Origin of the sequence: Pandoraea sp. ISTKB (genome assembly GCF_001721285.1) — a bacterium.
GTDB classification, from domain to species: domain Bacteria; phylum Pseudomonadota; class Gammaproteobacteria; order Burkholderiales; family Burkholderiaceae; genus Pandoraea; species Pandoraea capi.
Window position 1 is genome coordinate 129957 of sequence record NZ_MAOS01000083.1, and the last position, 22054, is coordinate 152010.

The 22054-nt window shown below is 64.8% G+C and carries 14 protein-coding genes; 4 read left to right on the plus strand and 10 right to left on the minus strand.

Annotated features, from left to right (window positions below):
• Positions 1-8: 8 nt before the first annotated feature.
• The 6 genes from A9762_RS25685 to A9762_RS25710 all read right to left on the minus strand — a co-directional run bounded on the left by A9762_RS25685 (position 9) and on the right by A9762_RS25710 (position 8838).
• Entirely contained in the window at positions 9-1379 is a 1371-nt protein-coding gene (locus A9762_RS25685; RefSeq protein ID WP_069344795.1) for a nucleobase:cation symporter-2 family protein, read from the minus strand.
• Between the two features lie 496 nt (positions 1380-1875).
• The gene (locus A9762_RS25690; RefSeq protein WP_069344796.1) at positions 1876-3375 is read right to left on the minus strand and encodes an HDOD domain-containing protein; all 1500 of its coding nucleotides are present in this window, start codon (positions 3373-3375) and stop codon (positions 1876-1878) included.
• A gap of 18 nt (positions 3376-3393) precedes the next feature.
• Positions 3394-5136, minus strand: coding sequence for a bifunctional diguanylate cyclase/phosphodiesterase (locus A9762_RS25695; RefSeq protein WP_206093622.1), 1743 nt, complete (start codon positions 5134-5136; stop codon positions 3394-3396).
• Between the two features lie 559 nt (positions 5137-5695).
• Positions 5696-6424, minus strand: coding sequence for an aspartate/glutamate racemase family protein (locus A9762_RS25700; protein WP_069344797.1), 729 nt, complete (start codon positions 6422-6424; stop codon positions 5696-5698).
• An 85-nt stretch (positions 6425-6509) separates the two neighbouring features.
• The gene (locus tag A9762_RS25705; protein WP_069344798.1) at positions 6510-7412 is read right to left on the minus strand and encodes a transporter substrate-binding domain-containing protein; all 903 of its coding nucleotides are present in this window, start codon (positions 7410-7412) and stop codon (positions 6510-6512) included.
• A 160-nt stretch (positions 7413-7572) separates the two neighbouring features.
• Positions 7573-8838, minus strand: coding sequence for a D-amino acid dehydrogenase (locus A9762_RS25710; RefSeq protein ID WP_069344799.1), 1266 nt, complete (start codon positions 8836-8838; stop codon positions 7573-7575).
• A 170-nt stretch (positions 8839-9008) separates the two neighbouring features.
• On the opposite strand from A9762_RS25710, the gene A9762_RS25715 reads away from it, so the two are divergent.
• Positions 9009-10037, plus strand: a complete 1029-nt coding sequence (locus A9762_RS25715) for a LysR family transcriptional regulator (protein WP_069344800.1) — start codon at positions 9009-9011, stop codon at positions 10035-10037.
• A gap of 93 nt (positions 10038-10130) precedes the next feature.
• Here A9762_RS25715 and A9762_RS25720 read toward each other — a convergent pair whose 3' ends face one another.
• Both A9762_RS25720 and dbpA read right to left on the minus strand, forming a co-directional pair.
• Positions 10131-10733: a hypothetical protein gene (locus A9762_RS25720; protein ID WP_069344801.1), complete on the minus strand. Its 603-nt coding sequence runs from the start codon at positions 10731-10733 to the stop codon at positions 10131-10133.
• Between the two features lie 86 nt (positions 10734-10819).
• Positions 10820-12262, minus strand: coding sequence for an ATP-dependent RNA helicase DbpA (gene dbpA / locus A9762_RS25725; RefSeq protein WP_069344802.1), 1443 nt, complete (start codon positions 12260-12262; stop codon positions 10820-10822).
• 283 nt (positions 12263-12545) lie between these two features.
• On the opposite strand from dbpA, the gene A9762_RS25730 reads away from it, so the two are divergent.
• Positions 12546-17615, plus strand: coding sequence for an NAD-glutamate dehydrogenase (locus A9762_RS25730; protein ID WP_069344803.1), 5070 nt, complete (start codon positions 12546-12548; stop codon positions 17613-17615).
• A 245-nt stretch (positions 17616-17860) separates the two neighbouring features.
• Entirely contained in the window at positions 17861-19105 is a 1245-nt protein-coding gene (locus tag A9762_RS25735) for an MFS transporter (protein WP_069344804.1), read from the plus strand.
• Here the strand turns inward: A9762_RS25735 and A9762_RS28735 are convergent.
• Both A9762_RS28735 and A9762_RS25745 read right to left on the minus strand, forming a co-directional pair.
• Positions 19054-19467 (minus strand): hypothetical protein, encoded by a 414-nt coding sequence (locus A9762_RS28735; RefSeq protein ID WP_139133405.1) that lies wholly within the window; start codon positions 19465-19467, stop codon positions 19054-19056. The genes A9762_RS25735 and A9762_RS28735 overlap by 52 nt on opposite strands.
• A gap of 38 nt (positions 19468-19505) precedes the next feature.
• A complete protein-coding gene (locus A9762_RS25745) occupies positions 19506-21086 on the minus strand; it encodes a PLP-dependent aminotransferase family protein (RefSeq protein ID WP_069344806.1) in 1581 nt (526 codons plus the stop codon).
• A 103-nt stretch (positions 21087-21189) separates the two neighbouring features.
• On the opposite strand from A9762_RS25745, the gene A9762_RS25750 reads away from it, so the two are divergent.
• A complete protein-coding gene (locus A9762_RS25750; RefSeq protein WP_069344807.1) occupies positions 21190-21915 on the plus strand; it encodes a GNAT family N-acetyltransferase in 726 nt (241 codons plus the stop codon).
• The last annotated feature ends 139 nt before the right edge of the window (positions 21916-22054 follow it).

Sequence of the window (22054 nt, forward strand, 5' to 3'; positions counted from 1 at the left end):
CGCCAATCTCAATGCGCCGCATCTGCCTGCTTGCCGGCCTCCTGCGCCAGCGCGCTCGCCTCTTCCTCGCTGCGCAACCCGTTGAAGTGCGCGTTGAGCAGCACGGCACTGATCGACGCGAGCAGAATGCCGCTGTGGAAGAACGGGGCGAGGGCGTGCGGCAGTTTCATGAAGAACTTGTCCGACGCCACCGGAATCATCCCAACGCCGATACTGATCGCGATGATGTACAGGTTGTAGCGGTTCTTCGACAGATCCACCGTCGAGAGAATCTTGATGCCGGTGGCCGTCACCATGCCGAACATCACGATGCCCGCGCCGCCCAGCACGAATTGCGGCACCGACGCTACCACATGCGCCACTTTCGGAAACAACCCCAGCACGATCAGAATCAAGCCGCCCATGGCGCATACCCAGCGGCTCTTGACGCCCGTCACGCCGACCAGTCCCACGTTCTGCGAGAACGACGTGTACGGGAACGTGTTGAAAATGCCGCCGATCATTGTGCCCAGTCCGTCCACACGCAAGCCGCGCACCAGCGTCTTCTGATCGACAGGACGTCCCACGATGTCGCCCACCGCGAGGAACATGCCGGTCGACTCGATGAAGGTGACAAGCATCACCAGCGTCATCGTGGCGATGGCGATCGGGTCGAAGCGCGGCACGCCGAAGTGAAACGGCATGACGAAGCCGAACCACGGGGCTTCCGACACGCCTGCGAACGACACTTTGCCGAGTGCGATCGCCACGATCGTGCCGAACAGAATGCCCAGCAATACCGCAATGTTCGAGAAGAAGCCGCGCACATACTTCGTGATGAACAGGATGCACAGCAAGACCGCGAACGACACGCCCAGATACAGCGGGTTGCCGTAGTCGGGATTGCCGAAGCCGCCCGCCGCCCAGTTAATGCCGACGCCCATGAGCGAGATGCCGATCACCGTAATGACCGTGCCCGTCACGACGGGGGGAAAGAGCCGAAGCAGTTTGCCGATGAACGGCGCGATGAGAATGCCGATAATGCCGGCGGCAATCGTCGCGCCGTAGATGTCGAGCAGGCCGAGATCCGGATTCGTGCCGATGGCGATCATCGGTGTCACGGCGGTAAACGTCACGCCCATCATGATCGGCAGACGCAGGCCGAAGATCCACAGACCGAGCGTCTGGATCAGCGTGGCGATACCGCACGCGAAAAGGTCGGCGTTGATGAGGAACGCGATTTGATCGACCGACATCTTGAGCGCGCCGCCGATGATCAGCGGCACCGCGACGGCGCCTGCGTACATCACCAGCACGTGTTGCAATCCCAGCGTGAACAACTTGGGGAGCGGCAGGCGCTCGTCGACCGGATGCACCGGTGCAGCAGCAGATTGCGTCATGTCTTCTCCTGATCCGACGGTACGATTTGATTTACATGGCCTGACGGGTGAGGCGAAACCGAGCGTAAATTTTTTACCGGGGTGCAGCGAGTCGCGTCAAAAAACATCGAAGGAGATTGCGGACGATGCGCGGCCGACGACTGACGCGCAGTCGTGGAGAAAAACTGCGGTCTGGCGACATAGTACGCCTGCGTGCGGGGAGATCGCCCAAACGGGCTGACGCCTTACGCCACGCGGGGAACAGCGCCTGAGCGCGTGACATTGCGCCGCCATGGCGGACGGCGGCACGTGTGCGAAATATCCAGTGCATGGCCGACGTCGCAGGACGAGCGCCGCGGACTATATCGAATCCGCGATACCAAAGATTGCATTGGCGATATGAATTGCCGAGACACCGCTACGATCGGAGCGGACAAACAAAAACGCCCGTCGACGGTTGTCGGACGGGCGCGGCTTCGCGTGATGGCGAGATGAACCGGCGTGGCCTTGACTTAACTTAACGGCCGCCAGTCGTGCCTGACGGCTTGCGGGCGAGCGAATCGGTGGTGTTGCCTGTGGCCGCATTTTGCTGAGCGACGCTCTCGAGCTTGCTCGAAATCTCGTCCCCCATGTGATGCAGGAACTCCATTTCCTTCGCGCCGATGCCGCCCGCGCACAAGGCGCCGCCCCAATCGCCGTAGAGCAACGCCACCGTCTGATTCCGCTGACGAACCGGCAGCAGGAAGAACGACTTCACGTGCGAGAAGTGCTGACGGTGCCACAGCGGAATGCGCGGCACGATGCGTGGCTCGCGGGCGTTGTCGATCAGGATCGCACGGCCGTTGGTCAGGGCGAGATGGAAGACGTCCGGCTCGAACGCTTCCGGGAAGGTCAGACCGAGCAACGGCTGCACGTCGCGCCCGATGCCGAAACGCATCTCGAAGAACTTGCCCGCCGGTGCGCGCACGAACGCGGCGCAATTGACGAAGCCCAGCGATTGCAGGATGGCTTCGAGCGTGAGGTTGAGCAGCCCGACCGCATCGGTCTCACCGGTGGCGGCACGCACTTCCGAAAGCCCGTCGGCCAGACGTCGCGCCGAATCCAGCGGCTTGCCCGCCGGCGGCTGACGCGTGTTCGAGGCACCGGTGCTGATCGCAATGAATTCCTGATGGCTCGTGTCGCGCGCCATCTCCTCACCGACGGAGACCACTTCGCTGATGTCCAGCGCGAGGCGATCGGCATAACGCTCGGCCAGTTCGGCCAGACGTGCCGCATCGGCGCCGCGTGTGAGCTCCGTCACCATCTCGTTGGACATGTTCGCGACAGCGCACAGCCAGTCGGCGTGCGAGAGCGGCGCGTCGCCATCGAGATCGATCGGGCGCATGCTCGTCGCAATCGATTCCGGCAGGCCCCATTTGCGCGCCGCCGCTTCGGCCAGCTCCGGGAACGAGATGCCCAGCACCTGCTCGCAGGCGTCGCTGTCGCTGATGCCTTGCTCGGCCGCGATTTCCTGAATCTCGACCCATTCGTTCGGGAAGCAATACGTCACCAGCAGACGTGCCACGTGATGCAGCAACGTGCAGACGACGGCTTCTTCACCGTCGCGGATCCCGTTCTTGGAAGTGATGTCGCGGGCGAAAGCGCCTGCGAGCGTGGCGCGGGCCAGCTCGCGTGCCATGTCGTCGCGACGCGCGGCGACCTCGCCGAAGCCTTCGAGCAGTTTCAGGCTGAGGGCCAGGTGACCGATCGTGTCGACCCCCAGAATCATGATCGCGCGCGAGACCGTCGTCACGTTGCAGCCGAACGGCGCATACATGGCGGAGTTGGCCAGACGAATCACTTTCTGGGTGAGGGCAAAATCCGAGAGCACCGACGACGCGAGGTCGGCCGTGCTCGTGTTCTCGCTTTGCATGGCAGACACGATGCCCGTGACCGAGCGTTGCAGCGACGGAAAGTCGCCGCGCTCAGCCATGCGCTGCCACAACAATTCGAGCGTTTTTTCTTTGGTAAGGCTCATGGTAGCGGGGTTGTCCGGTCAGTGGCCGGCATCCACGTTGAGACGCCCGCTCGCAAAGGCCGCCTCCAGTTCTCCCGCAGGCAAGGCCTTCGACACCAGCCAGCCCTGGATGGAATGGCAGCCGCGATCGATCAGCATCTGCCGTTGTTCTTCCGTCTCGACCCCTTCGGCGACTGCCGACAGACCCAGCTCGCGTGCCAGTCCCAGAACTGCCGTGACGATCGTACGGTCGTTCGGTGACGTGGGCATGTCTTTGACGAAGCTGCGGTCGATCTTGAGCGCCGAGAGCGGGAAACGCTTGAGGTATCCCAGACTCGAATAGCCCGCACCGAAGTCGTCGACGGCGAAACGCACGCCCAGCGTCTGCAACTCGCGCAGCACCAGATTGGCCTGCTCCGGGTCGCGCATGAGCACGCTTTCGGTAATTTCGAGCACCAGCCGGTGACCTTCCACGCCGGAGTCGGCGATCGCCTGCCACACGAGGCTCGGGAAAGACGGATGGTGAAACTGTTGTGCCGAGACGTTGACCGACATGTAGATCCCGTCGAGCCGGGTGCGATCCCAGCGCGCGAGCTGCATGCATGCGGCGCGTAACGCCCAGCCGCCCAGCAAATTGATCAGACCGTTGGCCTCGGCCAGCGGAATGAATTCGGCCGGTGAGACCGGACCGAGTGCCGGATGCCAGCGCATCAGCGCCTCGACACCCTTCACGTTCAGCGAAATCGGATCGCAGATCGGCTGGTAATGCAGGCTGAATTCACCGTTGTGAATGGCCTCGAACATCGCCGATTCCAGCGAAAACGCCTTGCGGTGCAAATCGCCCAGATCGTCCGTGTAGACGAACAGACCGTTGCGGCCGCGATCCTTGGCGCAGTACATGGCGGCGTCGGCGTGCTTGATCAGCAGGCCGGCGGAGTCGCCGTGCTGCGGGTAGAACGACACGCCGATGCTCGTCGTCAGGTGCAGCAGTTGATCGCCGACCTGAAACGGCTGTTGAACCGCCGAGAGCAGTCGCTTCATGATGCCGCCGAGCGCCTGTTCGTTATCGCAACCGGGCAGTACCAGGACAAATTCGTCGCCGCCCATGCGCGCGGCCATGTCCGTCTCGCGAATCTGCGCGATCAGGCGTTGGCCGGCGTCGCGCAGCAACTGGTCGCCCACGTCGTGACCGAGCGAGTCGTTGACCTTCTTGAAGCCGTCCAGATCGAGCAGGGCGACGGCGAAGTTCGGGCCGCCTTCACGCGCGTGCTGAATCGTCTCGACGATGCACTGCTGAATATATTGACGATTCCCGAGACCCGTTACCGCATCGCGCACCGCCAGGTCGGACAGACGCGCTTCGTTTTCCTTGAACGCGGTGATGTCTTCGCCGTGCACGAGGAACGTGGCGCTGGAGGCGCTGCCGATGCGGGGGGTGTACTGGGCAATGCGAAGGCGCATCCAGACACGGTCGGTCAGACCGCGCAGCAGGCGTACCGTGCACTGCTGGGGACCGAGGGTCTGGGCGGCGGAAAACGCATCCTGCAACAAGGGAACGTCTTCGATGCCAGTCAGCTCGAAGAGCGTGGCATGGTCGATGTACTCACGCGAGTACTCAAGCAGACGCAGGGAGGCTTCGGCAATGAAAAGGAAACGGCCATCGGCTGCAACATGTGCCGAAAGTCCGCCGGTCAGCTCGACCAGCGCCCGGGACAATGCCGGGGCCGGCGCCGTGGCGTTGGCCTCGGCGATTGCCGATGCCAGGGTCGAAGGCTCGACCAAAGGCACACCGGCTGGGAGTCGATCTGAACTCATTGTTGTTGTCTGTGCATGCATCACGTCGAGCGCGCTGCCGCTCATGTGCTTCCCCGTTAAGGCAAACGCGCTCATGGCCGGACCGTGGTCCGGCAGGTGTCCGATGGATTGTGGGCCATTATAGCTAAAGACGCCAGCGATTTTGATGGCCTCAATCCCCGTTTCACGCCGCTTTCCAACGGATTTCCCGTGTTGGATTTTTTCCTACAAGACAATCGGGATTTTTTCCTGCATGGCCGGTGGCGTTTGACCGAAGTTCGGTCAACATCGTCCGCCCGGAACACCTCCATGCCGCCGGTATTTTCACCGGCGCGATCAACTTGCGTGCGCCAGTCTACCCAAGCCGGAGCGACTTGAGGGGGCAGCAATCGTGGATTTTGTCATTGCGATGCAACATCGCAACATTCATGGTCGGCCGACGCTGCCGCGCGCTGCCCTTGGGGGCCGGCGATTCGCGGCAGATGAGAGAGGTGTCGGGAAAATGAGAAATCAGGAAATTGAGGATTCGCGCGTGGCGAGTTCCCGCTCAGCCGTGTGTCTGCACTTCATGTGCGAGCGACCAGGCGATGCAGGCGCGGGCCAGCGCGGCGGACGCATCCAGACCGAAGCGCGCGAGCGGTGAATCGAGCGTCGCCAGCGCGACCGGGATTTCCGTGCAGCCGAGGATTACGCGCTGCGCACCGGCGGCAAGGAGTTGTTCCAGCGCCATTGCGAGGGCTTCACCGCCGCGGCGAATTTCTCCGGCCTTGGTCAGGCGAATGCCTTCGTTGACGAGCGCCTGGTGGGCCAGCGGCTCGCTCGGGCTGACGAAACGGTAGCCCAGCGCTTCGAGCCGGGGCCGGTAGACGTTGGCGTGATGCGTGCCCTCCGTGGCCATCAGACCAATCGGGGCGCCGGGCGCGACGCAGGTCGACAGTTCGCCGGCGACCGCTTCGACCACGTCGAGCATGGGCAGACGGGTGCGATGACGCAGTGCGTCGAGCCACGCGTGAGCGGTATTGCAGGCAATCGCGATGCAGCCTACGCCGGATTGCTCCAGCGCATGCACGCCATCGAGCATGCCGTCGAGGGGCGAAGCGCCGTCGCGCAGCAGCGCTTCGGTGCGGTCGGGAATCTGCGGGACCGAATACAGGATGAACGGGATGTGATCCTGATCGCGGTTGGCGGGGTGCTGGTCGACGATCTTGCGGCAGAGGTCGATGCCAGCGGCGGGGCCCATGCCGCCGAGGATGCCGAGCGTGGCGTGCGAGTTCATGAGGGGGGAATCTGAGGAAACGGCAAAAAACGGGATCGTCCGGTGCAGGGACCGTGGTCCCCGCACAACGGTCAGTCCGTCAGGATCAGTCGTAAGCCTTCGTGATCGGGTCCTTGAACATGGCGCGCATTTCCGGCGTCATCGGATAGTTCATGTTCTGATTCTTCGGCGGCACCGGCTGCGTGAACCACTTGTTGTACAGCTTCTCCATCTCGCCCGACTTCTCCATGTCGGCGATGACCGTGTCCACGACCTTCGTGAATGCCGGGTCATCTTTGCGCATCATGCAGGCGTAGTTTTCGAACTGGAGGTTCGGGCCGACGATTTCATAGCCCTTGGCGTCGTCTGCCGACAAGGCGGCGCGCTGACCGTAGAGCAGCGGCTCGTCCATCACGAACGCGACGGCACGGCCCTGCTTGACGGTCAGGAAGCCGTCCGAGTGTTCCTTCGTCTGAATCAGGTTGAAGCCGACTTCACCCTTCTTGCCCGAGAGAATGCGGTCGGCGGTAGTGCCGGCCGTCGTCGCGATGGTCTTGCCCTTCAGGCTGTTCAGGTCGGTGATGCCCGAGCCCGTCTTGGCGATCATCTTGATCGAGTAGAGGAAGATGTTGTGCGAGAAGCCGACCTGCTTGGCGCGATCGAACGTGTGGGTGGTCGAGCCGCATTCCAGATCGATCGTGCCGTTCTGCATGAGCACGATGCGGTTTTGCGACGTGATCGGCGTTTCCGTCACTTTGAGGTTCGGCGTCTTCAGCTCTTTCTTGACGGCATCGACGATCTTCAGCGCGATTTCCTGCGAGTAGCCGATGGTCTTTCCGCCGTTATCGGAGTACGAGAACGGAATCGAGGACTCGCGCACGCCGAGGGCGATCACGCCGGTGTCCTTGATCTTCTTGAGCGTGCCGGTCAGTTCCTCTGCACTCGCGGCTTGCGCGAACAGGGCGGCGGCGGCGCTGACGAGCAGCAGGGGAGCAAACAGCTTCTTCATGGTCTCTTGTCCTATCGGAGGTGAATGTAAAACACTGATACAACCCGACACGCCCCATCGTTCCCCGTGGGCGTCGTGCCACTGATGCCTCGCGTGCGGCCCGGCGTCTCGCAACGCCGACCGTGTGCCCGAGTGCCCCGACATGGTCGAATGCCGACGCTTACGCGGCCAGACGGGCAAACCCTGTCAGATCGACGGCGGGACGCTTGCCGTCGATGGCGTCGGCGATGGCGCGTGCAGCCCCCATCGACAACGTGAAACCCAAACCGCCGTGGCCGACGTTCAGCCACAGATTCCCCAGCTTGTCCGCGCGCCCCAGCACCGGCCGCCCATGCGGCGTTGACGGGCGCATGCCGGTCCATTCGAGCGGCGCCGGCGTGCCGCGCAACGACGGAAACAGTCCGGCGGACAGCGTACGCAGCGCGCTGATGCGGTGCGCCGCGATGCCCTTTTCGTACCCGACCAGATCGGCAATGCCCGCCACGCGCAGACGGTCGCCGAGACTCGCGTAGACGACCTTGTTGTCGGCATCCGTCACGGAAACCTGCGGGCGGGCGTCCGACGGCGCGTCGCGATACGTCAGGCTGTAACCCTTGAGCGGGTACATCGACACCGGCTCGCCAACGTCACGCAACAACGGCACGGCGCCCAGACCGTTGGCGACGACGCAGGCGTCCACCGGGATGTCGCCAGTGCGTGTGCGAACCGCCTGCACGGTGTTGCCGCGCACGTCGAACCCGGTCACTTCCTGTTCGAGGCGCAGCGTGCCGCGTCCAGACGCGGTGACGATGCGCGCCAGCTCGTTACAAAGCATCTGGCAGTCGCCGGTGCCTTCGCCCGGGGTGTAGATGCCGCCGGCCAGCTCGCCTGCAATCTTGCCCAGCGCGGGTTCGAGCGTGGCGCACGTCGCCGCGTCGACCCGGCGCTGCGGGTAGCCGAGCCCGTTGGCAAGCTCCAGCGAGCGCTCGGCCGCAGCGAGCTTGGCGGCGTCGCGATACACCACCAGCTTGCCGCTCAGACGGTACGCGAACGCGGCCGACGCCTGAGATTCCTGCGCCAGAAATTCCAGCATCACCTCGCGGCTGTGCAGCCCGAGCGAGAGCAGACGCAGCGTGGAACTGGCATTCGCGCCGGCATTGCAGTGCTTGACGAACTCGACCGACCAGCGCCAGAAATCCGGGTCGAGCGACGGCTTGATGCGCAACGGTCCCGTGCGTGAGAACAGCAGCGACGGCAGTTGCGAGAGCACGCCAGGGGCGGCGAGCGGCGACACGTAGCCGTAGCTCAACTGGCCGCCGTTGGCGAAGCTGGTGCCGAGGCCGGGACCGCGTCCGGCGTCGATCACCGTGACGTCATGACCCGCGCGAATCAGCTGATACGCGCTGGCAAGGCCGACGATGCCCGCGCCGATAACTCCAATGTGCATGAGATAGATAACAACGAAAAACGCAAGGGAACGCAAGGCAGGAAAAAATTTGCGGAGGGCGGTGGCTGCCGTCCCTTCTGTGGTCCCTTCCAAGGTCCTTTTTCTCCCGCCCTTTGCTACGCAGTGTAGGGGGAGAAAATTCGGCAACCTATGCAGATTTGAGGCAGCATATGTCTTTTGGCTATAGGATCGGCCGTGCTGCCGATCCGGGCATCGAAGACAGGGAGATCACGTCAGGCATGAAATTGCGGCATATCGAGACATTTCGCGCGGTGGTGCTGACCGGTTCGGCCAGCGGCGCGGCGCAATTGCTCAACGTCTCGCAACCGGTCGTCTCCCGCGTGTTGCAGCATGCCGAGCAGCAGCTCGGCTTCAAGCTCTTCGATCGCATCAAGGGACGTCTCGTGCCCACGGCGGAAGCCCGGCGCCTGTACCCCGACGTCGAGCGTATCTTCACGGATCTGGAGCGGTTGCGGACCACGTCGCGCAATCTGCGTCAGCACGGTGTGGGTCATCTGCGCATCGCCGTCACGCCGAGTCTTGCGCAGAGCCTGCTGCCGGCGGCCATCGAACGCATGCGCCGGGCGCATCCCGACGTGGTCTTCGAACTCATCACCCATCACACGAGCGAGACGATCACCGCGATCCTGACGTCCTCGGTCGACGTCGGTATCGTGTCTGCGCCGCCAATGGCGGCCGGTATCGTGAGCCGCCCCGTGGCGCAGGGGCACATCGTGCTCGCCGTGCCCGCCTCGTGGCCCAAGCTTTCGCGGCGCGGGCCCGCCAGCGCCGACGCGCTTGTCGGTCGCGATCTCATCAAGCTGCACGACGACACGCCGCTGGGCGCATTGATCAACGAGCGTCTGGATCAGACGGAACTGCTGCAAGACGCCGAGCTGATGGTGCAGACGTATTCGCTCGCGGCGGCGCTCGTCGAGCATGGGCTGGGCTACGCACTACTCGATCAGTTCACCGCAGCGAGTGCGCATGTGCAGGCGCAGCGTTTGTACCGGGTCTCGCCGGCCATCGAGTTTACGGTCGAGATGCTGCGCCCGGCGCACGCCCCGGAGTCGGTGCTGGCCGATACGCTGCGGCGTCATTTGTCCGACGTCGCGAACGAACTGAGCGAACGCGCCGACACCTTGTGCGAGGGGCGCGAGATCGTGCTCACGCCGAGCGACGAGGCGCAGGCGGGTTGAACCCGGACGGACTCCCGATGGGCCGGCTTTCGCCTCGCATGCCGTGATGCCGCGCCGGCGGCGCTCATCGGCGTGAGCCAGGGCATCCGGGACTTACCGGCAACCCGGTTCGCTCTTCACTTCGTAATACGTGAACGGCTGTGGCTGGAGCTTGTCGGCGAGCGACGGATAGTTCGCCTGCACGAAGCGGCGCGCGCCCGCCATGTCGAACTCGGTGCGCAGCCAGAGTTTGCCGTCGCGACTGTCGAGCACGAGCGTGCCCGCGTAGATCACATCCCCGCGCTTGACCTGAACCGTCGGCACCTTGCGCCCCTTGCAATAGCGGAAGCGATAGCTGTTGTCGGGCGGCGTGAACTCCATCGGACCGAAGCGCTCGTTGCGCATGAGCGGCGAGACACGCATGGCGAGATAGCCGCGCGTGGGCGGATTGCTGTTGAGGGTTCGGGTGATCTTGCCGCCGATGATGCCGTTGACCGTCTGGTTGAAGTCCGAGAAATTCCACGGACCCCAGGTGCTTTGCAATGGCGTATCGAGGCCGACGATGACGATGGCGTACTCGTCGAGCGTGTCTTCGGTGAGGGCGGGGTTGGGCGCGACGCCCTTGGTGCTGCAAGCGGCCAGTGCGATGGCCGCCGCGCCGATCAGTGCCCGGCGCCACGCCGCAGGGAAGAACAACAGGGTACGCAGTGACCTCATTGCAGCCTCCTAGTGGCGCATGGCGCTCAGGGGGACATCCGGCAGGGATGGGGTGGGCTCGGCGCGGCTCGCGCGAGCCCCGGCAATCAATCCTGAAGGAATCTTACCTTGACCTTGCGGCCCTTGACGCGTCCATCTGACAACTTGCGCAACGCCACCGGGGCGATGTCGCGATCCACGGCAATATACGTGAAGTTTTCCATCACGTTGATCTTGCCGATCTGCGCGGCGGCGAACCCGGCTTCGCCCGTGAGCGCGCCGAGCACGTCGCCCGGACGAATCTTGTCCTTCTTGCCGCCCAGCATCTGAATCGTCACCATCGGCGGGAGCAGGTGGCCGCTGCCCGAGGGCGTCAGCTCGGCGAGCTTGTGCCATTGGACTTCGCCGCCCATGGCTGCTTCGATGTTGCCGACGCGGCCCATCTCGTCCATCGTCGCCAGGCTGAACGCCCAGCCGTCTTCGTCGGCACGGCCCGTGCGGCCGATGCGGTGCACGTACACCTCGGGGTCGGGCGTGACGTCCACGTTGATGACCGCTTCGAGCTGCGCGATGTCGAGCCCGCGCGCGGCCACGTCCGTGGCCACCAGCACCGAGCAACTGCGGTTCGCGAACTGGATCAGCACCATGTCGCGCTCGCGTTGCTCCAGATCGCCGTGCAGCGTCAGCGCGTGGAAACCTTCGGCACGCAGCACGTCGGTCAGGTCGTTGCACTGTGCGCGCGTGTTGCAGAACGCGATGGTGCTCACCGGGCGGAAATGATCGAGCAACTGCCCCACGGCGTGCAGGCGTTCTTCGTCGCGGACTTCATAGAAGCGCTGGCGAATCTTGCTGGCGTCGTGCTTCTCTTCCAGACGGATTTCACGCGGCGTTTTCAGCAGGCGCTGTGCTAGCTTGCCGATGCCTTCGGGGTACGTGGCGGAGAACAGCAGCGTCTGGCGCGACGCGGGCGTCTGGCGGGCGACGGTGGCGATGTCGTCGAAAAAGCCCATGTCGAGCATGCGATCGGCCTCGTCGAGCACCAGCGTCTTGATGCCGGTGAGCGAGAGCGTGCCGCGATCGAGGTGATCCATGATGCGCCCGGGCGTGCCCACGATCACGTGGGCGCCGTGCGCAAGGCTCTCGGCCTGCGGTCGCAGCGGGGCGCCGCCGCACAGCGTGAGGACCTTGATGTTGTCCTCGGCGCGCGCGATGCGGCGCACTTCCTGCGCGACCTGCTCGGCGAGTTCGCGGGTGGGGCAGAGCACGGCGGCCTGAACGGCGAAATCGCGGGCGTCGACACGCTGGAGCAGGCCCAGCGAGAACGCGGCGGTCTTGCCGCTGCCGGTCTTGGCCTGCGCGATGATGTCGTGACCGTTGAGAATGTCCGGGAGCGACGCCTGCTGGATGGGCGTCATCGAGACGTAACCGAGCCGTGCGAGGTTCTCCTGCATGGCAGGCGAGAGCGGCAGGTTCGAGAAGGGCGTCGTCGTGGTCGCAGCGGAGGACGACGGGGCGCTGTCGTTGCGCGAATCGGTGGCTTTTGAGTTCATGCGCGATTATACCGGGTATGTCCAGTGGCTCCGGTGGCTCCAGCGGCGCCGGTGGACGGGTTTCGGGCGGAGGGCGCATATCGGTACGGTCTCGGCACGGTCGGACGCCGGTACGCTCGGACGGCCCAGCATACCCGATCTCAGGGATTGCGCCGTTGCCAGTCCGGGGCCGCCGGGCGTAGCATGGCTCTGCTTGCCGCTTGCACGTCTTTTGCCTGTCCTTTCTCATCGACGGGCCGGTCGTCGGCCGGTCGCCGTCTCGTCCATTTCCGCAGAGGTGCCCATGCCCGCGAACCCGGAAGAGAAAGTCCGCCAGCACATGGCGGAAGTCGTCACGATGGCCCGTGAGCGCGCGCCCGGCGTGGCCGCCCTGTTCGAGCCCTTCGTCCAGCATTACTACGGTCTGGCCGACGCCGAGGATGTCGTGTCGCGCAGTGTTGCCGATCTTTATGGCGCGGCGATGGCGCACTGGCAACTCGGCCAGAAGTTCGTCTCCGGCGAGCCGCGTATCCGAATCTACAACCCCACCCTCGATCAGCACGGCTGGCATTGCAGCCATACCGTGGTCGAGATCGTCAACGACGACATGCCGTTCCTCGTCGATTCGGTGACGATGGAAATCAACCGGCAAGGGCTGGCGCTGCATTCGGCGTTCCATCCGGTCTATCGCGTGCGACGCGATGCGGCAGGCAAGCGCCTGAGCGTTGCGCCCGGCAGCAGCAACGTCGGTAATGGAAATGGTGGCGGAAATGGTGCCGAAAGCGGTGCCGAAAACGGTAGTGTGAACGGCAGCGCTACGGCACAAGAGCGCCCGGCGCCCGCTGACGACGGCAGCCGCTTCGAATCGTATATCCACATCGAAGTCGACCGGTTTTCGGAGCCCGAGCGCATACAGGCGCTGGTCGACGGCCTGCAACGCGTGCTCGGCGACGTACGGGCCGCCGTCGAGGACTGGCGCGCGATGCAGGCCGCCGCGCACGCTGCCATCGAGTCGCTCACCCAGCGCGCCGCGCAAAAAGGCGTGACCACGCAGGAGCGCGAAGAGATCGACGAAGCGCAGGCGTTCCTCGACTGGATGCTCGCCCGCCACTTCACGTTCCTGGGGTATCGCGATTACGAACTGGTCGAGCGCGACGGGGCGCATTACCTGCAAGGGGTCAACGGCACCGGCCTCGGTGTGCTGAGGGAATCCCGGCGCGACGCCAGCACGCCCGATGTGACGCGCCTCTCGCCGGGCGCCATCGGCATCGTTCAGGCGAGCGCGCCGATCTTCCTGACGAAGGCGAACTCGCGCGCGAGCGTCCATCGCCCCGGCTATCTCGACTACGTCGGCGTCAAACGCTTCGACGCGCAAGGCAACGTCTGCGGCGAGCGGCGTTTTCTCGGGCTGTATACGTCTACCGTCTACATGGTGCCGGCCGACGAGATTCCGCTGGTGCGCCGCAAGGTGGCCGAGGTGATCGGCCATACCGGCTTCCTGCCGAACGGGCATCTGGCCAAGACGCTCGTCACTATCCTCGAACAATATCCGCGCGACGAACTTTTCCAGATCGACGCCCATCAGCTCGCCGATATCGCGCTGGGCATTCTGCGCTTGCAGGAACGCCAACGCACGCGGCTGTTCGTGCGACGCGATCGCTTCGACCGCTATGTGTCGTGCCTCGTGTTCGTGCCGCGCGAGAAATTCAACACCGATCTGCGCATTCGCGTGCAGAACCTGCTGCTCGCCGCCTATCACGGCACCAGCGTCGAATTCACGCCGTTGCTGTCGGAATCGATGCTCGCGCGCATTCACATCACCGTGCGCACCGAACCGGGTCATGTGCCCGATGTCGACGTCACCGAACTCGAAGCGCGGATCGTCGAGACGGCGCGGCGCTGGCAGGACGATCTGTCCGACGCGCTACGCGAACAACTGGGAGAGGAACGCGGTACGCGGGCACTACGCCGCTACGCACAGGCGTTCCCTGCGGGGTATCGCGAGGATTACGCAGCACGCGTGGCCGTGCGTGACGTCGAACTCATCGAGCCGTTGCTGAGCGCGGCAGGACAAACGCCGCAGGCGGCGACGTCAGGCACCGCCGGGCCTTCGGAGGCGACGGCGCTTGCCATGCAACTTTATCGCCCGCTGGAAGCGGCCCTCGGCACGTTGCGTTTCAAGATTTATCAGGCAGGCGAGCCGATTGCCCTCTCACGCAGTCTGCCGATGCTCGAACATCTCGGCGTGCGCGTGAACGATGAGCGTCCCTACCGCATCGAGCCGGCCGACACCGGCGTGGTGTGGATGCACGACTTCGGCATGACGAGCCTCGACGGGGCGGACGTCGATCTGGAGCACGCACGCTCGCGCTTCGAAGACGCCTTCGCGCGAATCTGGGCCGGCGACGTCGAGAACGACGATCTCAACCGTCTCGTGCTGCAAGCCGGCCTGACTTGGCGCGAGGTACGCATTCTGCGAGCGTACGCAAAGTACATACGGCAAGTCGGTTCGACCTTCAGCAATGCGTACATCGAGAACGCGCTGACGGGGAACCCCGCGATTGCGGGCATGCTCGTGCGGCTTTTCCTCGCGCGCTTCGATCCCTCGCTGGCTGCGGACGTCCGTGAGTCGCGTGCCGATCAGTTACGTACGCAAATCCACGCCGCACTCGAAGACGTTCCCAATCTCGACGAAGACCGCATCCTGCGTCAATTCCTCGGCGTGTTCGAGGCGACGCTGCGAACCAACTATTTCCAGACGGCAAAGGACGTCGCTTCCAAGGATGGCGCCACGCAGCCTTCGCAGAAGACGTATCTGTCGTTCAAGTTCGATCCGTCGAAGGTGCCGGGGCTGCCCGAGCCGAAACCGATGTTCGAGATCTGGGTGTACTCGCCGCGCGTCGAGGGCGTGCACCTGCGCGGGGGACGGGTCGCGCGCGGCGGCCTGCGCTGGTCTGACCGTCGCGAGGACTTCCGTACCGAAGTGCTGGGGCTGGTGAAGGCGCAGATGGTCAAGAACACGGTGATCGTGCCGGTCGGTTCGAAGGGCGGCTTCGTGGTCAAGCAGCCGCCGTCGCCGGCAGATCGCGATGCCTATCTGGCCGAGGGCGTGGCGTGCTACCAGACGTTCCTGCGCGGGTTGCTGGATCTGACGGACAACTACGTCGACGGTCGGCTGGTGCCCCCGCCGCAGACCGTGCGCATCGATGGCGACGATCCGTATCTGGTCGTCGCCGCCGACAAGGGCACGGCCACTTTTTCGGACTACGCCAACGCGATCTCCGCAGAGTACGGGTTCTGGTTGGGCGACGCCTTCGCGTCAGGCGGCTCCGTCGGCTACGACCACAAGAAGATGGCGATCACGGCGCGTGGTGCGTGGGAATCGGTCAAGCGGCATTTCAGCGAGATGGGCGTCGATACGCAAACGCAGGACTTCACGGTCGTGGGTGTCGGCGACATGTCGGGGGACGTGTTCGGCAACGGCATGCTGTTGTCGAAGCACATCCGGCTCCTGGCGGCCTTCGATCATCGTCACATCTTCCTGGATCCGACGCCGGACGCGGCAACGTCGTTCGCGGAGCGCGAGCGTCTGTTCCAGTTGCCCCGTTCGAGCTGGGCCGACTACGACGCCAAACTGATTTCGCCCGGCGGCGGCATTTTTCCGCGTACGGCAAAGGCCATTGCGCTGTCGCCGCAGATCCGCGAATGGCTCGGCGTGGACGCCAGCGAGATGGCGCCGACCGACCTGCTGCGTGCGCTGCTCACGGCCCCCGTCGACCTGCTGTACAACGGCGGCATCGGCACCTATGTGAAGGCGAGTACCGAGACGCATGCGCAAGTTGGGGACCGCGCGAACGACGGCCTGCGCGTGAACGGCGCAGAGTTGCGTTGCAAAGTCGTGGCGGAGGGCGGCAACCTAGGACTGACGCAGCTCGGGCGCATCGAGTACGCGCAGCACGGTGGTCGCATCAATACGGACGCCATCGATAACTCGGCCGGCGTCGATTGTTCCGATCACGAAGTGAACATCAAGATTCTGCTGGGACTGGTCGTCACCGATGGCGAGATGACGCTCAAGCAGCGCAATACGTTGCTCGCGGAAATGACGGAGGAAGTCGGCACGCTGGTCCTGCGCGACAACTATCTGCAAACCCAGGCCTTGTCGCTGGGACGTCTGCGCTCGGCAGCGGCGCTCGACGGCGACGCGCGCTTCATGCGGTATCTGGAACGCGCGCAGCGGCTGTCGCGGGCCATCGAATTCCTGCCCGACGACGAAGGACTCGATGCCCGTCGCGCGGCGGGCACGGGGCTGACGTCGCCCGAGCGCGCGGTGCTCATGGCGTATAGCAAGATGTGGCTCTACGACGTGCTGCTCGCCAGCGATTTGCCCGACGCCGAGTTCGTTGCCGACGGATTGCCGTCGTACTTCCCTACGCCGTTGGCGAGCCGGTGCGGCGCGGCGATGTTGCGTCACCCGCTCAAGCGGGAAATCCTCGCGACGATGCACGCCAACGCGCTCGTCAACCGGGCGGGGGTGACGTTCGTGCATCGGCTGAGCGAGGAGACCGGGGCTGAGGCGGCGGACGTGGTGCGCGCGAGTCTCGCGGCGCGCGGAGCCTATGGGCTCGACGCGCTGTGGCTCGAGATCGACGCGCTCGACGCGCGGGTCTCGCATGAGACGCAGGCGTCGCTTTTCGCGGCAGTGGCGCAGTGGCACGAGCAAGCGACGCTGTGGTTCCTGCGGCGCCGTCTGACCGACGTGCCGCAGACGGTCGAGCGTCTGCGCAATGTGCTCGATCCGCTCCTGCCCACGCTCGATACGTTGGTCAGTGGTGAAGCGTTGGAAGCGGCCAGCACCCAGAGCCAGACCATGATCGACGCGGGGGTGCCACCGCAGTTGGCGCAAACGGCGGCGGGGATCGGGGCGCGGGTCGCGTTGCTCGACATTGCCGAGGTCGCGAGCACGACCGGGTGCGAACCGGCGCTGGCCGCACAGGTGTACTTTGCGCTGGACGCGCCGCTCGGCTACGGCTGGTTGCAGACCGGCGTGCTCGGTTTGCCGATGCAGACGCACTGGCAGCGGCTGGCACGCGCCACGCTGCTCGAAGAGTTGTCGGTGTTGCGGCGACGGCTGACGGCGAGCGTGCTCGAAGACGGCCGGGCAGGGAGGAAGGCGGAGAAGGGCCCGGCCGGCGATGTGGCTGACAGCGACGGCATGCGCCCGGCGGACCGGCTGGTCGCGAACTGGCAGAAGACGCATACGGAAGCCCTTGCACGTTATCACCGCGTGCTGGCCGATCAGGTGGCGGCGGGTAACGCCGACCTTGCCATGTTGTCAGTCAGCCTCAAATCGCTCGCCGAGGTCGGCCGCTGAACTCGTCTGTCTGCGGTGAATCGTCCGCCGGGCGGGGCTCGGCGGCGATTTTCCCGGCAAGATGACAGCCATCTCCCGATGTCGCTCGATGTGACTTGTCCGACATCTTTTAAGCGTTTACACAAAACGCGCAAAACGGCGTATGATCCGGGAAAACCCTAGGATTGAGTCAGCCCGCACGCATGCTTGCCCGTCGTGCGGGTTGTCGCGTCCTGGGGTTTCGTCGATTCCTGATCTCCTGCGCAATGCCTACCGACACCCGCCCCGCGAACGGCCAGTTCGCCACGACGTTGCAGATCGTCTCCACCGTGTTCTTCACGTTTCTCTGCTATCTGACGATCGGTCTGCCGCTCGCCGTGCTGCCGTCGTTCGTCCACGTGGATCTGGCGTACAGCTCCGTGATCGCCGGTCTGGCGATCAGCGTGCAATATCTCGCGACGTTGCTCTCGCGTCCCTATGCCGGACGCACCGCCGACGCCTGGGGGCCGAAGCGCACGGTCCTTTGCGGATTGGTGGCATGCGGCGCTTCCGGGTTGCTCGTGGCACTCGGTGGCGTGTTCTCCGGTGTGCCCTGGCTGGCGTTGCTCGCGTTGATCGCGGGGCGTCTGGTGCTGGGCTTCGGTGAGAGCTGGGTGTCGACGGGCGCGATCATGTGGGGCATCGGGCAAGTCGGACCGTCGCACACGGCGCGGGTCATCTCGTGGAACGGTGTGGCGACGTATGGCGCGCTTGCGCTCGGCGCACCGCTGGGTGTGGCGCTCAGCAACGCGTACGGTATCGAGGCCGTCGGTGGCGCAGTGGCGTTGGCAGGCATCGTCGGATTGCTGCTCGCCCGCCTGAAGCGTGCGACGCCCGTGATTCACGGTGAGCGTCTGGCGTTTCGCGCGGTGCTCGGCCGGGTGTTGCCGTTCGGCATGGGGCTGGCCCTCGGCTCCATCGGTTTCGGCGCCATCTCGACCTTCATCACGCTCTACTACGCCAGCCATCATTGGGACAACGCCGCACTGGCGCTGACCGCGTTCGGTCTGTGCTTCATGGGCGTGCGTCTGCTGCTGGGCAGCAGCATCGGCCGTTTCGGCGGCTACCGTGTCGCCATGACGTCGTTCGCCCTCGAAGCGTTCGGCCTGATCGTGCTCGGCATTGCGCCGACCGGCTTCACCGCACTCCTCGGCGCGGCGCTCTCGGGGGCGGGCTTCTCGCTGGTGTTCCCGTCGCTGGGTGTGGCGGCCGTCAATCTCGTGCCGGCGCAAAATCGCGGCGCAGCACTGGGTGCCTACTCGGTGTTTCTCGATGTTGCGCTGGGCGTGACCGGCCCCGTCGCCGGACTGATCGTCGGTGCGTATGGTTACGCCGAGGTGTATCTGTGCGCCGCCATGGCCGCGATTACCGCTGTCCTGCTGACGTTCTGGATGTCACGCAACGCGCCCGTCGCGCACGCTCACGACAGCGAGTCGTCGGGCAAACCGGCACGCCCCGCAACGTCTTCCTGACGCATGGCTTCCTTCGCGCGACCGGCCGAACGGCGCCGTCGCGCGATGTCTTTGGGGAAAGTTCCCTCATCGGCGGCGCGTGAACCATTCCTGAAAGTGGCTTCTCTCCGGCAGGTCTTAAATCGACTTGCAGTATGAAGTGAATGAACGCTGTGCGAGACATGACTCGCGCAGGGATCGGAAACCTTTCTGGAGTCTGCAATGAAGATGAGTTGGATGATGCGAGCCGGGTGGATCTCGGCGACGTCGTTAGTGCTCTTGTCCCCGGTGGCAATGGTCAAGGCAGCCGAATCTACGCCGGTGCCGCGCGTCGTGCCGGCCAAGTGCGAAAGTCCGCCGCCGGGATGTTTCTGCTCGGACACGGGCGCGACGATTTGTCTGCTGTCGCGGAACCCTTAACTCAATCCGATGATGTCGATCGGGCCGCCGCGACAATCGCCGCGAGCCGCTTGATCAGACCGGGGATGCGGGACGCATCCGTATCCCCGTAGCCGATCACCAGCCCGTTATCGGCGGGTTGCGGATCGAGCGCAAAGCTCGACAGCGCGCGAGGGCCAATGCCTTCGCGCTGCGCCGCCGCCACGATCGCCTTGTCCGGAAACGCGGGATCGAGCCGCACGGTCAGATGCAGCCCGCAACGCTCGCCGATCACTGCGTACGCGGGGTCGAAATGCGCGGCCAGCGCATCGCGCAACGCCGCCTGACGCTCCCGGTACAACCGTCGCATCCGTCCGAGATGGCGTGCGAACTGCCCGCTGCGAATGAAGTCCGCCAGCGCGAGTTGCTCGAAGCGATGACCGCCGCGCAGCAGTTCGTCGAGTGCGTCGCGCGCCTGCGTGGCGAGCGCGGTCGGCAGAATCAGAAAACCCAGACGCAGCGCCGGGAACATTGTTTTGCTGAACGTGCCGACGTAGACCACGGGCGCATCCGGCACCATCCCTTGCATGGCCGCAATCGGCTCGCCCTGATGCCGGAATTCGCTGTCGTAATCGTCTTCCAGAATCCACGCGCCGTGACGCCCCGCCTGCGCGATCAGATCGAGTCGGCGCGACGCGGACAGCACGCTGCCGAGCGGATACTGATGCGATGGCGTTACGTACACCAGTTTCGGGGGCGAGCGCTCCCAGAGACCCTCGGGAATCACGATGCCTTCGTCATCGACGCGCAGCGCGTGCAGACGCACATCGCTCGAATGAAAGGCCGCCTTCGCGCCACGGTAACCGGGGTCTTCCATCCACACGGTGTCGCCCGGGTCCGTGAGCAACCGCACGCACAGGATCAACGCTTCGTGCGCACCTTCCGTAATGACGACCTGCGACGCATCGCACCGCACGCCGCGCGAGATACGCAGATGGCCGGCAATCGCTTCGCGCAACGCCGGCTCGCCGAGCGGATCGCCGTAGTGATAGTGACGCGGCTGCGCTTCACGCATCACGCGTTCGAGCGTGCGCCGCCATGTGCTCGCGGGAAAGCGCGTGAGTGCGGGCACGCCGGGCGTGAAGGGCAGCGGCGTCTCGTCGGCGCGTGCTGCATGGCGCGTGGCGGGCAGACGCTGGATACGACGAGAGGCGAGCGGTGGGCTGACATCCTCTGCTGCGGCCGCTGCTGCCGCTTCGGCCAGCGCCTTCTGCCCGAGGGCCTTCGCGGCCTGTGCGGCAATGTGTGGATCGAGCGACAACTGCGCGACACGCGTGCCCAACCGATGCGGGACGATGAAGCCCTCGGCAGCGAGCTGGTCGTAGACGATGGACACCGTGTTGCGGGAGACGGCGAGATCTTCCGCGAGCGTGCGAGAGGCCGGCAGTCGTGCGCCGGCGGGCAGACGCCCTTCGAGAATGGCGTGCTTCAGGCGCGAGAGCAGTTGCTTCTGGAGCGAGGTGTTGCGCCCGGGACCGGTGGCGAGCGGTGTGTCGAACAGGGCGGCAACGTTTTCGGAGGCGGGCGCGACGGCCTCGGAACGGGCAGGGGGCTGGGATGTCATGGCACCAAGAGATTTGCCGGTGATGGTGCTTTTAATCGTACCACTGACACGATAACTTGAGCATCAGCACAATACCCAGTCACTTGCCGGAGATGAGACAGACATGACGGACGCCCCGCATTTCAACGAATTCGACCAGCCGGTCGGCCCGCCGCTGCCTGACTGGACGCCGCGTTCGCAGCCGCCGCGCACGCCGATCGCCGGGCGTTACTGCCGCCTGGAACCGGTCGACGTCGAGCGTCACGCGAAGGATCTCTTCGAGGCGTATGCCTTGGCTGCCGAAGGTCGCGACTGGACCTACATGGGCGGCGGCCCGTTCCCGGACTTCGACAGCTATTACGCGTATGCGACGAAGCTCGCGGCATCGACCGACCCGTTGCATCACGCAGTGATCGATCTGGAGACGGGCAAGGCGGTGGGCACGCTCTCGCTCATGCGTATCGATCCCGCGAACGGCGTCGTCGAGGTGGGGCACGTGGCCTACTCGCCGTTGCTCAAGCGCACGCGCGCGGGCACCGAGGCGCAGTATCTGCTGATGCGTCGCGCGTTCGACGAGTTGGGCTATCGCCGCTACGAGTGGAAGTGCGATGCGCTGAACGCGCCGTCGCGCCGTGCGGCAGCCCGCTATGGCTTCACGTTCGAGGGCATCTTCCGTCAGGCCATCGTCTACAAGGGCCGTAGCCGCGATACCGCGTGGTTCTCGATCATCGACAGCGAATGGCCTGCCATCAGCCGTGGCTTCGAGCAATGGCTCTCGCCGGATAACTTCGACGTCGAGGGCAAGCATCGCGCCAGTCTGGCGGCGCTGATCTCGGCGGCGAAGTCATGATCGCGAGATAGCGGCGCAGTCATCGGTCCCAATCGCATTGGACGGTGTCAACGAAAAGGCCCGCCGGGAAATTCCCCGGCGGGCCTTTTTGTCGCGCATATCACACAGGTGATGTCTCTACCGGCCGCAACCGGTAACG